Here is a 13459-nt window from a genome sequence, read left to right as displayed (position 1 = left end):
GCTGATGAGACGAGCGTTACAGGCCGAGCTCGACCTCGAACTCGCCGGCCTCCAGGATCGCCTTGACCGCGGTCAGGTAGCGGGCGGCGTCCGCGCCGTCCACCAGACGGTGGTCGTAGGAGAGCGACAGGTACGTCATGTCCCGGACGGCGATGGTCTCGCCGAGGTCCGGGTGGTTGATGACGACCGGACGCTTCACCGTGGCGCCGATGCCCAGGATCGCGGCCTGGTTCGGCGGCACGATGACGGTGTCGAAGAGCGCACCGCGCGAGCCCGTGTTGGAGATCGTGAAGGTCGCGCCGGACATGTCGTCCGGCGTGAGGCCGCCACCGCGGGCCTTGCCGGCCAGTTCGGCGGTCTTCTTCGAGATCCCGGCGATGTTCAGGTCGCCCGCACCCTTGATGACCGGCGTCATCAGACCCTTCTCGGCGTCAACGGCGATGCCGATGTTCTCCGAGTCGAAGTACGTGATGGTGCCTTCGTCGTCGTTGATCCGGGCGTTGACGACCGGGTGGGCCTTCAGCGCCTGGGCGGCGGCCTTGACGAAGAACGGCATCGGGGAGAGCTTGACGCCCTCACGGGCCGCGAACGCGTCCTTCGCCTTGGCGCGCAGCTTCATCAGCTTGGTGATGTCGACCTCGACGACCGAGGTCAGCTGGGCCTGCGAGTGCAGCGCCTTCATCATGTTGTCGCCGATGACCTTGCGCATGCGGGTCATCTTGACCGTCTGGCCGCGGAGGGGGGAGACCTCCAGGGCCGGGGCCTTCGCGGCGGCCGGAGCAGCAGCCGCGGCGGCGGGGGCCGGGGCGGCCTTCGCGGCCTCGGCGGCCGCGATGACGTCCTGCTTGCGGATACGGCCGCCGACGCCGGTGCCCTTGACGGTGCCCAGGTCCACGCCGTTCTCCGACGCGAGCTTGCGGACCAGCGGGGTCACATACGCGCCCTCGTCACCGGAGACCGCGGCGGGGGCCGGGGCAGCGGGGGCGACCGGAGCGGGAGCCGCGACCGGAGCCGGGGCGGCGGGAGCAGCCGGGGCGGCCGGGGCCGGAGCGGCGACCGGGGCCGGAGCCGGGGCGGCCGGGGCCGGAGCCACGGGGGCCGCCGGGGCCGGAGCGGCGGCCGGAGCCGGAGCGGCGGCCGGAGCCGGAGCGGCCGGAGCAGGGGCGGCGGCCGGAGCGGCACCGGGAGCACCGATGACGGCCAGCTTGGCGCCGACCTCGGCGGTCTCGTCCTCGGCGACGGAGATCTCCAGGAGAACGCCGGCGACGGGGGAGGGGATCTCGGTGTCGACCTTGTCCGTGGAGACCTCGAGCAGGGGCTCGTCCTCCGCGACCTCCTCGCCGACCTCCTTCAGCCAGCGGGTGACGGTGCCCTCGGTGACGGACTCGCCGAGAGCGGGCAGCACGACGTCGGTGCCGGAAGCGGCACCGGCGGGGGCGGCCGGAGCAGCCGGGGCGGCGGCCGGGGCAGCCGGGGCCTCGGCGACGGGGGCCGGAGCGGCGGCCGGGGCCTCGGCAGCGGCCGGAGCCGGGGCGGCGGCGGGCGCGCCCGTGCCGTCGTCGATGACGGCCAGCTCGGAGCCGACCTCGACGGTCTCGTCCTCGGCGACCTTGATGGAGGCCAGGATGCCGGCGGCGGGCGAGGGGATCTCGGTGTCGACCTTGTCGGTCGAGACCTCGAGCAGCGGCTCGTCGACCTCGACGCGCTCGCCCTCGGCCTTCAGCCAGCGGGTGACGGTGCCCTCGGTGACACTCTCACCGAGCGCCGGAAGGGATACGGAAACCGACATGGTTTCTGTTGCTCCTTAGTGGGGTCTCCCCTGCTCGAGCGATGTTGAGAGCTTGGGGAAGTGCGGAAGTCTGTGGTCGGTCGTCGCGCCCAGGGGACGACAGGGACGACTGGGTCCAGCCTGCGGCCTGACCTAGTCGTGGGAGTGCAGCGGCTTGCCCGCGAGGGCCAGGTGGGCCTCTCCGAGTGCCTCGTTCTGCGTCGGGTGGGCGTGGATGAGCTGGGCGACCTCGGCGGGCAGCGCTTCCCAGTTGTAGATCAGCTGGGCTTCGCCGACCTGCTCGCCCATACGGTCACCGACCATGTGGACGCCGACCACGGCACCGTCCTTGACCTGGACGAGCTTGATCTCGCCCGCGGTCTTGAGGATCTTGGACTTGCCGTTGCCCGCGAGGTTGTACTTCAGAGCGACGACCTTGTCCGCACCGTAGATCTCCTTGGCCTTGGCCTCGGTGATACCGACGGAGGCGACCTCGGGGTGGCAGTACGTCACCTTCGGCACACCGTCGTAGTCGATCGGGACGGTCTTGAGACCGGCCAGACGCTCCGCCACCAGGATGCCCTCGGCGAAGCCGACGTGCGCGAGCTGGAGCGTCGGGACGAGGTCACCGACGGCCGAGACGGTCGGCACGTTGGTCTGCATGTACTCGTCGACCAGGACGTAGCCGCGGTCCATCGCGACGCCCTGCTCCTCGTAACCGAGACCGGCCGAGACCGGGCCGCGGCCGATGGCGACCAGGAGGACCTCGGCCTCGAAGGTCTTGCCGTCGGCGAGGGTCACGCGGACGCCGTCCTGCGTGTACTCGGCCTTCTCGAAGAAGGTGCCGAGGTTGAACTTGATGCCGCGCTTGCGGAACGCGCGCTCAAGAAGCTTGGAGCTGTTCTCGTCCTCGACGGGGACGAGGTGCTTGAGGCCCTCGACGACGGTGACGTCGGTGCCGAAGGACTTCCACGCGGAGGCGAACTCGACGCCGATGACGCCGCCGCCCAGGATGATCGCGGACTGCGGGACGCGGTTCAGCGTCAGCGCGTGGTCCGAGGAGATGATGCGGTTGCCGTCGATCTCCAGGCCCGGCAGCGACTTCGGCACGGAGCCGGTCGCGAGGAGCACGTGACGGCCCTGGACGCGCTGGCCGTTCACGTCCACGGAGGTCGGGGACGACAGGCGGCCCTCGCCCTCGATGTACGTCACCTTGCGGGAGGCGACGAGACCCTGCAGGCCCTTGTACAGGCCGGAGATCACGTCGTCCTTGTACTTGTGGACGCCCGCGATGTCGATGCCCTCGAAGGAGGCCTTGACACCGAACTGGTCGGCCTCGCGCGCCTGGTCGGCGATCTCGCCGGCGTGCAGCAGGGCCTTCGTCGGGATGCAGCCGTTGTGCAGGCAGGTGCCCCCGAGCTTGTTCTTCTCGATCAGGGCGACGTCCAGGCCCAGCTGCGCTCCGCGCAGGGCCGCGGCGTAACCGCCACTGCCACCGCCGAGGATCACTAGGTCGAAAACAGTGCTGGCGTCGTTCGCCACGTCACGTCCTCCATGCATGTGCGCCGTACGCCGGTCTGCGGTGACCGGGCGGCGGCTGGTGTCCGGCCGCTTTTTATGCTTCGGCCCTGTGGTGGGGGCCCTGTCCTGCCAAGGACCCATCCTCGCACTTGTCGACGGCGGACGGGACGCCGGGCCCGGGGGTGAGACGGCGGTTACACCCGAAACCCGGGTGACGGGGTCCGGGAGGCTGCGGATTTCGTCGAAAGCGAACAGCCCCCGGGTGCCTTCGCACCCGGGGGCCGTCAAGCGTGCCGCTCTGCGTCAGCCGAGGTCACCGGCGGCCGTGCGCTCCGCGAGGCGCACCAGCGTACGGACCGCGGAACCGGTGCCGCCCTTGGGCGTGTAGCCGGACGCGGCGGCCTCGTTGAAGGCCGGGCCCGCGATGTCGAGGTGGGCCCACGTGATGCCCTCGCCGACGAACTCCTGGAGGAAGAGGCCGGCCACCAGGCCGCCGCCCATGCGCTCGCCCATGTTGGCGATGTCGGCTGTGGCCGAGTCCATGCCCTTGCGCAGGTCGGAGGGGAGCGGCATCGGCCAGGACGGCTCGCCGACCTCCTCGGCGACCTCGTGGATCGACGTACGGAAAGCGTCGTCGTTCGCCATGATGCCGAACGTGCGGTTGCCGAGCGCCAGCATCATCGCGCCGGTCAGCGTGGCGACGTCGACGATCGCGTCCGGGGTCTCCTCGGAGGCCTTGGCGATGGCGTCGGCCAGGACCAGGCGGCCCTCGGCGTCCGTGTTCAGGACCTCGACGGTCTTGCCGGAGTACATGCGAAGGACGTCGCCCGGGCGGGTGGCCGAGCCCGACGGCATGTTCTCGGCGAGCGCCAGCCAGCCGGTGACGTTCACGTCGAGACCGAGACGGGCCGCGGCGACGACGGCGGCGAACACGGCGGCGGCGCCGGCCATGTCGCACTTCATCGTCTCGTTGTGACCGGCCGGCTTGAGGGAGATGCCGCCCGAGTCGTACGTGATGCCCTTGCCGACGAAGGCGAGGTGCTTGTCCGCCTTCGACGACGTGTAGGAGAGCTTCACCAGGCGCGGCGGGGCCTCCGAGCCGGCGCCGACGCCGAGGATGCCGCCGAAGCCGCCCTTGACGAGCGCCTTCTCGTCGAGGACCTGCACCTTGATGCCGTGCTCCTTGGCCGCGGCCGAGGCGACGGCGGCGAAGGCCTCCGGGGTCAGGTCGTTCGGCGGGGTGTTGACCAGGTCGCGGGCGCGGTTGAGCTCCTCGGTCACGGCGAGGGCGCGCTCCACGGCGGCCTTGAACGCCTTGTCGCGGGGCTTGGCACCGAGCAGGGCGACCTCGCCGAGCGGCGCCTTGCCGTTCTTCTTGCCCTCCTGGGCCGACTCCTTGTAGGCGTCGAAGGAGTACGCGCCCAGCAGCGCGCCCTCCGCGATCGCTCCCGCGTCGCCCGAGTCCCCGACGGGCAGCGCGAACGCGGCCTTCTTCGCACCGGCCAGCGCGCGGGCGGCGGTACCGGCGGCGCGGCGCAGGGCCTCCGCGTCGTACGACTCGTCCTTCTCCGGCACCGGGCCGAGACCGACGGCGAGGACGACGGGGGCCTTGAAGCCGGAGGGGGCGGGGAGCTTCGTCACCTCACCCTCACCGCCGGAGGCGCCGAGGGTCTCCAGGACGGCGGCGAGCTTGCCGTCGTAGGCCTTGTCCACGGCCTCCGCGCCGGGGGCGACGACGAGTCCTCCGGACTTGGTTGCAGCACCCTTCGCCACACCGACGACGATCGCGTCGGCACGCAGGCCGGACGCGGCGGCGGTGCTGAGAGTCAGAGCAGTCACGGTGGTGAGGTCCCTACTTTCATGGTGTCTGAACGAGTTCTGACGGGCCGTGGGGTGTATGGCCCCTTGGGGAGCCTACGCCCGTGCGCGCGAGGGTGCGCTTCGCGGTATGTGACCGCGGCCGTGTCAGCCGAAAGTGAGGACGACGAGGGCGGCGGTGGCGGCGGTCTCGGCGACGCCGCCGAAGACGTCGCCGGTCACTCCGCCGAAGCGGCGCACGCAGTGGCGCAGCAGGAGTTCGGCCGCGCAGCAGGCGAGGACGGCGGCCGCAGCGCCGCGCACGGCGCCGTACGCCGAGCCGGTGACGGCGCCCGCGGCCCCGGCGGCGCACACGGTGACGGCGGCGGCCAGCAGCGCCCCGCGCACCGGCACCGTTCCGGCGACGGCCGCGCCCAGGCCCTCGGGCCGGGCCGGCGGGACACCGGCGCGCGAGGCCAGCGTGAGCGCGAGCCGGGCGGTGAGTGCCGAGACGACGGCGGCGAGCGCGCCGCGGACCCACGAATCCGCGTACAGCTCTGCGAGCGCGGCGACCTGGGCGAGGAGCGCGAGCACGAGCGTGATGACGCCGAACGGGCCGATGTCCGACTGCTTCATGATGCGCAGCGCGTCCTCGGCCGGCTTGCCGCTGCCGAGGCCGTCGGCGGTGTCGGCGAGCCCGTCCAGGTGCAGTCCCCGGGTCAGCGCGGCCGGGACGCTCACGCTCGCCACGGCCGCGAGCAGCGGACCGGCGCCGAGCAGCGTCAGGAGCCCGCCGAGCGCGGCGGCGGCCAGGCCCACGACGAGCCCGGCGACGGGGGCGCAGAGCATTCCGGCGCGGGCCGCCTCGCGGTCCCAGCGGGTGACCTTGACCGGGAGCACGGTGAGGGTGCCGAAGGCGAAGCGGAGGCCGTCGGCCGGGGTTGCGGGCATCCCGGCAGGCTACCCGGGGGGCTCAGCACAGCGGGCGGCGCCCGGGCCCCGGCGGCAGGATGGCCGCATGGGTGACTGGTGGTACCGGAACATCGCCGAGCCGGGGAAGCTGCCGCTGCTGCTCGCCCTCGCCGCGTTCCTGCTGACCTTCGCCGTGACCCGTACGATCACGCGCCTCATCCGCGCCGGGCGCGGGCCGTTCCGCAACGTCGCCCCGGGCGGCATGCACATCCACCACGTGGTGCCCGGCGTGATCCTCACCGTCATCGGCGGGTTCGGCGCGGTCGGCAGCGGCCGGCACGGCGTCGGTGCCTCGGTCTGCGCGGTGATCTTCGGGACCGGCGCGGGCCTGGTCCTCGACGAGTTCGCCCTGATCCTGCACCTCGCCGACGTCTACTGGACCGAACAGGGACGGCAGAGCGTCGAGGTGGTGGTCCTCGCGGCGGCGCTCGGGCTGCTCGTCCTCAGCGGCTTCTCGCCGCTCGGCGTGAACGACGTGACGGGACAGGAGGAGCAGGGGCGCGGCACCGCGATCCTCACGGTCCTGGTGAACCTGTTGTTCGTCGTGCTGGCCATGTTCAAGGGGAAGCCCCGGCTCGCGGTCGTGGGCGTACTCGTGCCGTTCGTCGCGCTGTTCGGGGCCGTCAGGCTCGCGCGGCCCGGATCGGCGTGGGCGAAGCGCTGGTACCGGCGGCGCCCGAAGGCCAGGGCGAGATCGCGGCTGCGCGCCTACCGGCACGACCGGCGCTGGTCGAGGATGAGCCGGGGCTTTCAGGACCTGATCGGCGGCACGCCCGACCCGGAGCGCTCGGCGCCCCGGTGACGCACGGCGCCCAGCGCCCATCGCGCCACGACGGCCAGGGCGACCGCGCTGATCGCCGCCAGATGTTCCTTGCCCGCGAGGTTCGGCTTCACGGCCGCCTCGATCACCATGAGGGCGACCACCACGACCGCCGTGCACCGGGCGCGATAGCGCCAGCACACGTAGACGGCGAGGCCCACGACCGCCGCTGACGGGCCGTTGTCGAGGATCCGCGCGTCAGAGGCGGGCAGGCCGAGCGGTCCGCCGGGGCCGACGGCGATGGCGAGGCGGGCGTAGAGGGTGCCGGCGAGTGTGGCGACGTATCCGATGGCGAGCGTGCCCCAGCGGCCGAGGCAGATCTCCGCGATGCCGAACACGATCAGGATCTGTGCCAGAGCGCCCCACACGGGCAGGTCGAGCGCCGGCACGAAGAGGGACAGCGGGGTGCGCAGCAGGGACAGCGACAGCGGGTCCCCGGCCCGCACGGAGCCGACGTTCTGCACGAACCGGTAACCCCAGGACTGGTTCTGGACGTACTGGAACAGGGACGTGAGACAGACCGCGCCGAGCGTCATCGGCGCCGCCCGCCACTTCCTGACGACGAGCCCCCGGCGCACCGTCGACCACAGCGGGCCCCACTCGGCGCGGGCCAGGGCGGCCGGGGATCTCACGGGCGCGGCTCCAGATGTCGGCGGTGCATCCAGTTCGGCAGGCCCGGCGCTTCCAGAAAGCCCTCGGCGCGCGCGGAGGCGAGGCCGATCCGCGGCAGGTCGGCGCTCTTCTCGAAGAGCAGGAAGCGAGGCTCCCAGATGGGCCGGTACTTCGCGTTGGCCCGGTAGAGGGATTCGATCTGCCACCACCGTGAGAAGAAGCTGAGCAGCGAGCGCCACAGGCGCAGCACCGGGCCCGCGCCGAGCCGCGAGCCACGTTCGAAGACGGACCGGAACATCGCGAAGTTGAGCGACACCTGCGTGATCCCGATCTCCTCTGCCCGCTGGAGCAGTTCGATGACCATGAACTCCATCAGCCCGTTCTCGGAGTCCCTGTCGCGCCGCATCAGATCGAGCGAGAGCCCTTCGGGCCCCCACGGGACGAACGAGAGTACCGCTTTCAACTCACCCTTCCCGTCCCTGCATTCGAGCATCACGCAGCGCCCGTCGTCCGGGTCGCCGAGCCGGCCGAGCGCCATCGAGAAGCCGCGCTCGGTCGCCCCGTCGCGCCAGTCGTCGGCGCGCTGGAGCAGGTACGTCATCTCGTCGGCGGGGATGTCCTCGTGGCGCCGGATCCGCACCTCGTAACCCGCGCGCCTGACCCGGTTGCAGGCCTGCCGGACGGTGCGCATGGCCCGCCCCTCCAGCGTGAACTCGGCCGTGTCGACGATGGCTTCGTCGCCGAGTTCGAGGGCGTCGAGGCCGTGGCGCGCGTAGACGGTGCCCGCCTCCTCGCTCGCGCCCATCACGGCCGGGATCCAGCCGTGTTCGCGCGCCTCCATGAGCCAGGGGCCGATCGCGCCGGGCCAGGCCTCGGGGTCGCCGATCGGATCACCCGACGCGAGCGAGACCCCGCCGACGACGCGGTACGCGACGGCGGCCTTGCCGGTCGGCGACCACACGACGCTCTTCTCCCGGCGCAGCGCGAAGTAGCCGAGCGAGTCGCGGTCGCCGTCCTTGTCGAGCAGCGTGCGCAGCTTCGCCTCGTCGTCGGGGGTGATCGGGTCGACGGCCTTGCGGGAGCGGAACGCGGCGTACGCGACGGCGAGCAGGAGGAGGGTGCTCAGGATGTTGATGACGACGTTGACCCAGTTCGGCGACGTGATGCCGGGGTAGCGGGACTCGTCGGTGGCGACCGAGATGAGGCGCAGGGTGCCGTAGCGCCAGCGCTCGAGGAACGTCGAGTGGTGCCCGTCGTGCGCCTGGTTGGTGACGGTCACGAGGAACGTCGCGAACAGGGACGTCACGAGGAGTCCACCGACCCCGACCACGGCCGCGAGCTTCGGGTTCGAGCGGTCCCCCTTCGCGTAGAACTCCCGCCGCCCGAGCAGCAGCGCGGCGACGAACGCGGCGGTCAGGACGACCGAGATCCAGTTCTGCGCGTAGCGGCGCACCTCGGGGAAGAACATCACGAGGACGAACAGGAGCAGGAACAGCCCGCTGAGTACGAGGTTGAGGATCCACGCGGCGCGTTTGCGGCGGCGCATCGTGATCGCCAGGAACCAGGTGAAGACCCCGGACGCGAAGCCGGCCGTCAGCAGGTACGGGGTGAAGTAGTCGTCGGTGTTGTGCCGTTGCAGGTCCTGGCCGAGGGAGACCCAGACCGCGCTCAGGAAGTTGATGAACGTGACGACGCGCAGGTACCAGACGGTGAAGGCGGCCGCCCGTTTCGTGGTGGGAGTGGAGGCGTGGGCGCGGCGCGCGGGTGGAGAGGTCGTCTGCTCAGCTGCCATAAGCAGGGAGCATATGGGGCACTTCTGGCTATCTGGGTCGAGCATCGCCGGGACGTGAAACGGCGGGTCGCGGCGGGGCCGAAGCCTGCCGTGACCCGCCGTCAGACAGCGTGCCGGGTGCCCTACTCGGTCGCGTCGGCCGTCTCCGGTTCCTCGGTGACCTGCGGCTCGCCGGTGGCCTGCGGGGCCTCCGGCAGCTCCGCGGCCAGCGCCGCGGCGGCCTGCACCAGCGGCAGCGCGAGCAGCGCCCCCGCTCCCTCGCCCACCGTCACGCCCTGGTCGAGCAGCGGCTCCATCGCCATCCGGTCCAGCGCCTTCGCCTGCGCGGGCTCCCCGCTCGCCTGGCCGGCCAGCCACCAGTCCGGCGCCCGGAACGCGATCCGCTGCCCGACGAGCGCGCACGCCGCCGACACGACGCCGTCCAGGATCACCGGCGTACGCCGCACCGCGCTCTGCAGCAGGAACCCGGTCGCGGCGGCGAGGTCCGCCCCGCCCACCGCGCCGAGCAGCGCCAGCTGGTCGCCGAGTACGGGCCTGGCCCGCCGCAGGGCGTCCCGCACGGCCGCGCACTTGCGCATCCACGCCAGGTCGTCGATCGGCGAGCCGCCGCGCCCGGTCACCACGGACGCGTCCGTCCCGCACAGCGCCGCGATCAGCGTCGCGGCGGCCGTCGTCCCGCCCACGCTGAGATCGCCGAGCACCACCAGATCCGTGCCGGAGTCCGCCTCCTCGTCGGCGACGGCCATGCCCGCGCGGAACGCGGCCTCCGCCTCCTCGGGCGTCAGCGCGTCCTCGATGTCGATGCGCCCGGACGACCTGCGCACCCGGTGCCGTACGACCTCGGCGGGCAGCTCGTCGGGCTCGCAGTCCAGCGACATGTCGACGACCCGCACCGCAACGCCCAGGCGCCGCGCGAGGATCGCGGACGCGCTCCCGCCCTCGACGGCCTGGCGCACCAGCTCCGCGGCACTGCCCGCGGGCCGCGCCGACACCCCGAGCTCCGCGATCCCGTGGTCACCCGCGAACATCACCACGCGCGGGCGCTCCAGCGGCCTGACGGGCACCGCGGCCTGAGCGGCGGACAGCCACTCGCCCAGCTCGTCGAGGCGGCCGAGCGCGCCGGGCGGCACCGCGAAGCGGGCGCGGCGTTCCGCGGCGTCGCGGCGCGTCCCGCCGTCGGGGCGCTCGATCAGATCGGTGAAGTCGTCGAGATTCAGCGAGCTCATTCGCCGAACAGTACCGGCCGTTCCCGAACGCGGCGCATGACGTGGTGTTACGCCATGCGATGCATCGGATCCGCAGCGTCATTGCGGGTCTCTCCGTGATCCTTTACGTTCCAGGATGCCCCGGATTGTCGTATCGCCCCAGGGTGGTGTGGCGCCCTCGGACCGTCCCACAGGAGTTCGTGATGACCCCCACGACCGAGGCCGTCGCCGAGCGGCGGCCCGCCTATCTCACCGAACTCGCCCGGGGCACCGACCGGTTCCACGAGCCGCGCAGGACCGACTGCCCCTGGTGCGGCTCCAGCCGGCTGCGCACCCGGCTGCGGACCACCGACCTCCTCCAGCACAAGCCCGGCAGCTTCGTCGTCGACCAGTGCCGCGCCTGCTCGCACTCCTTCCAGAACCCGCGCCTGACCCCCGAGGGGCTGGCCTTCTACTACCGGGACTTCTACGACGGGCTCAACGCCGGCCACTCCGCCCGACTCCTGAAGGCCCAGCACTCGGCGCGGCGCTCGGCCCGCCGCCACCGCGCCGCCGCCCGCACCCTGCTGGCCCTCAGCGAGCCGGAGAGCTGGCTGGACGTCGCCACCGGGCAGGGCCACTTCCCGGCGGCCGCCAAGGAGGTCCAGCCGTACACCGCCTTCGACGGGCTCGACACCTCAGCCGCCGTCGAGGAGGGCCGCAGGGCCGGCCGCGTCGAGGAGGCCCACCGCGGCACCCTCACCGAACTCGCCCCCGCGCTCGCGGCACGCTACGACGCGCTGAGCATGTTCCACTACCTGGAGCACGCCACGGACCCGCGCGACGAACTCAAGGCCGCCCGCACCGTCCTGCGCCCCGGCGGCCACCTCCTCATCGAGGTCCCCGACCCCGAGAGCCGCTACGCGAAGCTGCTCGGCAAGTGGTGGGTGTCGTACTTCCAGCCTCAGCACCTGCACCTCATCCCGATGGACAACCTCCGCCGCGAGCTGGAGCGCCTCGGCTACACCGTCGTCGCGACCGACCGCCGCGAGGCGCACGTCCCGCTCGACCTCACCGCCGGTCTCGCCCTGTTCCTCGGCCACTGGCTGCCGAGCGCCGACGCCCCCTGGCGCAGCAAGGCCCCGACCCCGCTCCAGCGCGGGCTGCGCACGGCCCTGACGTACGCCGTCGTGCCCCTCGTCGCCGCGGCCTACGCGGCGGACCAGCTGCTCGCCCCGCTCGCGGGCCGCACCCGCTTCTCCAACGCCTACCGGATCGTCGCCCGCAGGAACCCCGGCGGGTGCGCCGCGGACTGATCCCGCGTCAGCCGCGCAGCACCAGCGCCTGCCCGGCCACCACGAGCAGTACCTGTTCGCACTCGGCCGCGAACGCCGTGTTCAGGCGCCCCAGTTCGTCCCGGTAGCGGCGGCCCGACGCCGTGGCCGGGACGATCCCGGAACCCACCTCGTTCGACACGGCGACCACCGTGCGCGGGGTGCTGCGCACGGCCTCCGTCAGCGCCGCGACCTTCTCCCGCAGCGCCCGCTCCCCGCCGCCCGCCCACTCCGCGTCGTCCCAGGCCCGCACCTCGTCCATGGCGTACGTCAGCCACAGCGACAGGCAGTCGATGAGCAGCGGAGGTCCGTCCTGCGCGAGGAGCGGCACGAGGTCGCAGGTCTCCGTCGTGTTCCAGGAGCCCGGGCGCCGCTCACGGTGCAGCGCCACCCGCTGCGACCACTCGGTGTCCCCGCCCCGCGTGCCGCCCGTCGCCACGTACAGCACGCCCGGGAACGCCTCCAGGCGCCGCTCGGCCTCCACCGACTTCCCCGACCTGGCCCCGCCGAGGACCAGCGTCCTGCGCGGCACGTCCGGCACGTCCTCGTACGCCCCCACGACGAGCGTCGTCCCGTCCGGCACGGCCCGCGCGCCCGCCGCCGCGAGACGGCGCGTCAGCTCGGGCCCCGGCGGCACGTCGTGGTCGATGTGGACCGCGAGCACATCGGTCGTCGCGCCGATCGCGCCCACGGCCCGCAGCCTCGCCGCGGCGTCGGGGCGGTCCACGATGTCGGCGAGCACCATCTCGTACGGCCGCTCGGCCTCCTCGAAGCCCGCCGGCGCCGCGCCCGGCGGCAGATACAGCAGCCGTTCGCCGTCCGGCCCCGTCACCTCGTAGCCCGTGCCCGGCGCGTCCACGGACAGGGCCCGCACACGGTGCCCGGTCAGCAGTGACAGCTCGCTCCCGTCCTGAACCCGGACCGGCGACACGAGCCCCGCCGGCACCTCGACGGGCGGCCCGTCGTGCGGATGTGAGAGCAGCACCTGCCGTACGCCGCTGAGGCTGTGCCCCGTGCGGGCGGCGGCGAACGCCGCTCCCGGCGTGAGGTCGAGCAGCAGCGTGCCGTCGATCAGGAGCGCGGTCGCGGCCCGCGCGCCACCCGGCCCGAGGGCGGTGGCGCAGGCCGCGCAGGGGCAGTCCGGGCGGGGCAGTCCGGTGGGGGCGCCGGTGCCGAGCAGAGTGAGTTCCACGGGAAGATCCTCCCGCGCCACCGCGAGTGGCGCTCGCCCGGCTAGGCTTCCGGGCAGTAGTGAGACTGTGAGCTGGTCCGTTGACTCCCTGGAGGCTGACATGGCGGCGTGGACGTGGAGGTTCGAGAAGTCGGACGGGACGGAGGTCCAGCCGGCCGTGCAGCCCGAGGAGTTCACGACTCAGGGCGACGCGGAGTCGTGGATCGGCGAGTACTGGAAGGCCCTCGCGGAAGGCGGCGCCGACCAGGTCACCCTCTTCGAGGACGACGCGGTGATCTACGGCCCGATGGGCCTGCACGCGGAGGACGCGCCGGCGTAGGTCCCCAGGGCCTGTCTTCACATTCCCGCCTGCCTCGAGGCCCGCGCTCCGGGCGGACGACGGGAATCTGAAGACAGGCCCCGGCTCCTTCCGGAACGCCGAGCAGGGCGGCGACCCGCACGGGTCGCCGCCCTGCTGCCTTGCGCCG

Annotated in this window: 11 protein-coding genes; 3 read left to right on the top strand and 8 right to left on the bottom strand. The window is 72.8% G+C overall.

What is annotated here, in order from left to right; all coding sequences use genetic code 11:
• Positions 1 to 16: 16 nt before the first annotated feature.
• The 4 genes from sucB to ACWIGU_RS25605 form a co-directional block, all read right to left on the bottom strand.
• The gene (gene sucB, locus ACWIGU_RS25620) at positions 17 to 1789 is read right to left on the bottom strand and encodes a 2-oxoglutarate dehydrogenase, E2 component, dihydrolipoamide succinyltransferase (RefSeq protein WP_454404047.1); all 1773 of its coding nucleotides are present in this window, start codon (positions 1787 to 1789) and stop codon (positions 17 to 19) included.
• A 132-nt stretch (positions 1790 to 1921) separates the two neighbouring features.
• Positions 1922 to 3310 carry a dihydrolipoyl dehydrogenase gene (gene lpdA / locus ACWIGU_RS25615; RefSeq protein ID WP_266565057.1) on the bottom strand — a complete coding sequence of 463 codons (1389 nt, stop codon included), beginning with the start codon at positions 3308 to 3310 and terminating at the stop codon, positions 1922 to 1924.
• A gap of 282 nt (positions 3311 to 3592) precedes the next feature.
• Positions 3593 to 5128 carry a leucyl aminopeptidase gene (locus tag ACWIGU_RS25610; RefSeq protein ID WP_454404046.1) on the bottom strand — a complete coding sequence of 512 codons (1536 nt, stop codon included), beginning with the start codon at positions 5126 to 5128 and terminating at the stop codon, positions 3593 to 3595.
• Between the two features lie 126 nt (positions 5129 to 5254).
• On the bottom strand, positions 5255 to 6037 hold the full coding sequence (locus tag ACWIGU_RS25605) for an adenosylcobinamide-GDP ribazoletransferase (RefSeq protein ID WP_454404045.1): 783 nt from the start codon (positions 6035 to 6037) through the stop codon (positions 5255 to 5257).
• A 67-nt stretch (positions 6038 to 6104) separates the two neighbouring features.
• Here ACWIGU_RS25605 and ACWIGU_RS25600 point away from each other — a divergent pair, with 67 nt between their 5' ends.
• Positions 6105 to 6860 (top strand): hypothetical protein, encoded by a 756-nt coding sequence (locus tag ACWIGU_RS25600; protein ID WP_454404044.1) that lies wholly within the window; start codon positions 6105 to 6107, stop codon positions 6858 to 6860.
• Here the strand turns inward: ACWIGU_RS25600 and ACWIGU_RS25595 are convergent.
• The 3 genes from ACWIGU_RS25595 to cobT all read right to left on the bottom strand — a co-directional run bounded on the left by ACWIGU_RS25595 (position 6809) and on the right by cobT (position 10508).
• On the bottom strand, positions 6809 to 7510 hold the full coding sequence (locus ACWIGU_RS25595) for a hypothetical protein (RefSeq protein ID WP_454404043.1): 702 nt from the start codon (positions 7508 to 7510) through the stop codon (positions 6809 to 6811). The two genes, ACWIGU_RS25600 and ACWIGU_RS25595, sit on opposite strands and share 52 nt — an antisense overlap.
• Positions 7507 to 9282 carry a phosphatidylglycerol lysyltransferase domain-containing protein gene (locus ACWIGU_RS25590; protein ID WP_454404042.1) on the bottom strand — a complete coding sequence of 592 codons (1776 nt, stop codon included), beginning with the start codon at positions 9280 to 9282 and terminating at the stop codon, positions 7507 to 7509. The genes ACWIGU_RS25595 and ACWIGU_RS25590 overlap by 4 nt, the downstream gene beginning before the upstream one ends.
• Before the next feature lie 122 nt (positions 9283 to 9404).
• Positions 9405 to 10508, bottom strand: coding sequence for a nicotinate-nucleotide--dimethylbenzimidazole phosphoribosyltransferase (gene cobT, locus ACWIGU_RS25585; RefSeq protein ID WP_454404041.1), 1104 nt, complete (start codon positions 10506 to 10508; stop codon positions 9405 to 9407).
• 182 nt (positions 10509 to 10690) lie between these two features.
• Here cobT and ACWIGU_RS25580 point away from each other — a divergent pair, with 182 nt between their 5' ends.
• Positions 10691 to 11782, top strand: a complete 1092-nt coding sequence (locus ACWIGU_RS25580; protein ID WP_454404040.1) for a class I SAM-dependent methyltransferase — start codon at positions 10691 to 10693, stop codon at positions 11780 to 11782.
• Positions 11783 to 11789: 7 nt separating this feature from the next.
• Here the strand turns inward: ACWIGU_RS25580 and ACWIGU_RS25575 are convergent, their stop codons facing one another.
• Entirely contained in the window at positions 11790 to 12992 is a 1203-nt protein-coding gene (locus tag ACWIGU_RS25575; RefSeq protein ID WP_454404039.1) for a bifunctional adenosylcobinamide kinase/adenosylcobinamide-phosphate guanylyltransferase, read from the bottom strand.
• A 100-nt stretch (positions 12993 to 13092) separates the two neighbouring features.
• Between ACWIGU_RS25575 and ACWIGU_RS25570 the strand changes: the two genes are divergently transcribed.
• The gene (locus ACWIGU_RS25570) at positions 13093 to 13311 is read left to right on the top strand and encodes a hypothetical protein (protein WP_100592141.1); all 219 of its coding nucleotides are present in this window, start codon (positions 13093 to 13095) and stop codon (positions 13309 to 13311) included.
• The last annotated feature ends 148 nt before the right edge of the window (positions 13312 to 13459 follow it).

It is taken from the genome of Streptomyces sp. NPDC055400 (assembly GCF_053644375.1).
The sequence above is the reverse complement of the archived record's forward strand: the minus strand, read 5'-3'. Positions and strand labels throughout refer to the sequence as shown.

Coding starts and splice junctions, on each gene's coding strand:
- sucB (WP_454404047.1), bottom strand. CDS start 1,789: ATGTCGGTTTCCGTATCCCTTCCGGCGCTCGGTGAGAGTGTCACCGAG.
- ACWIGU_RS25605 (WP_454404045.1), bottom strand. CDS start 6,037: ATGCCCGCAACCCCGGCCGACGGCCTCCGCTTCGCCTTCGGCACCCTC.
- ACWIGU_RS25600 (WP_454404044.1), top strand. CDS start 6,105: ATGGGTGACTGGTGGTACCGGAACATCGCCGAGCCGGGGAAGCTGCCG.
- ACWIGU_RS25590 (WP_454404042.1), bottom strand. CDS start 9,282: ATGGCAGCTGAGCAGACGACCTCTCCACCCGCGCGCCGCGCCCACGCC.
- cobT (WP_454404041.1), bottom strand. CDS start 10,508: ATGAGCTCGCTGAATCTCGACGACTTCACCGATCTGATCGAGCGCCCC.
- ACWIGU_RS25580 (WP_454404040.1), top strand. CDS start 10,691: ATGACCCCCACGACCGAGGCCGTCGCCGAGCGGCGGCCCGCCTATCTC.
- ACWIGU_RS25570 (WP_100592141.1), top strand. CDS start 13,093: ATGGCGGCGTGGACGTGGAGGTTCGAGAAGTCGGACGGGACGGAGGTC.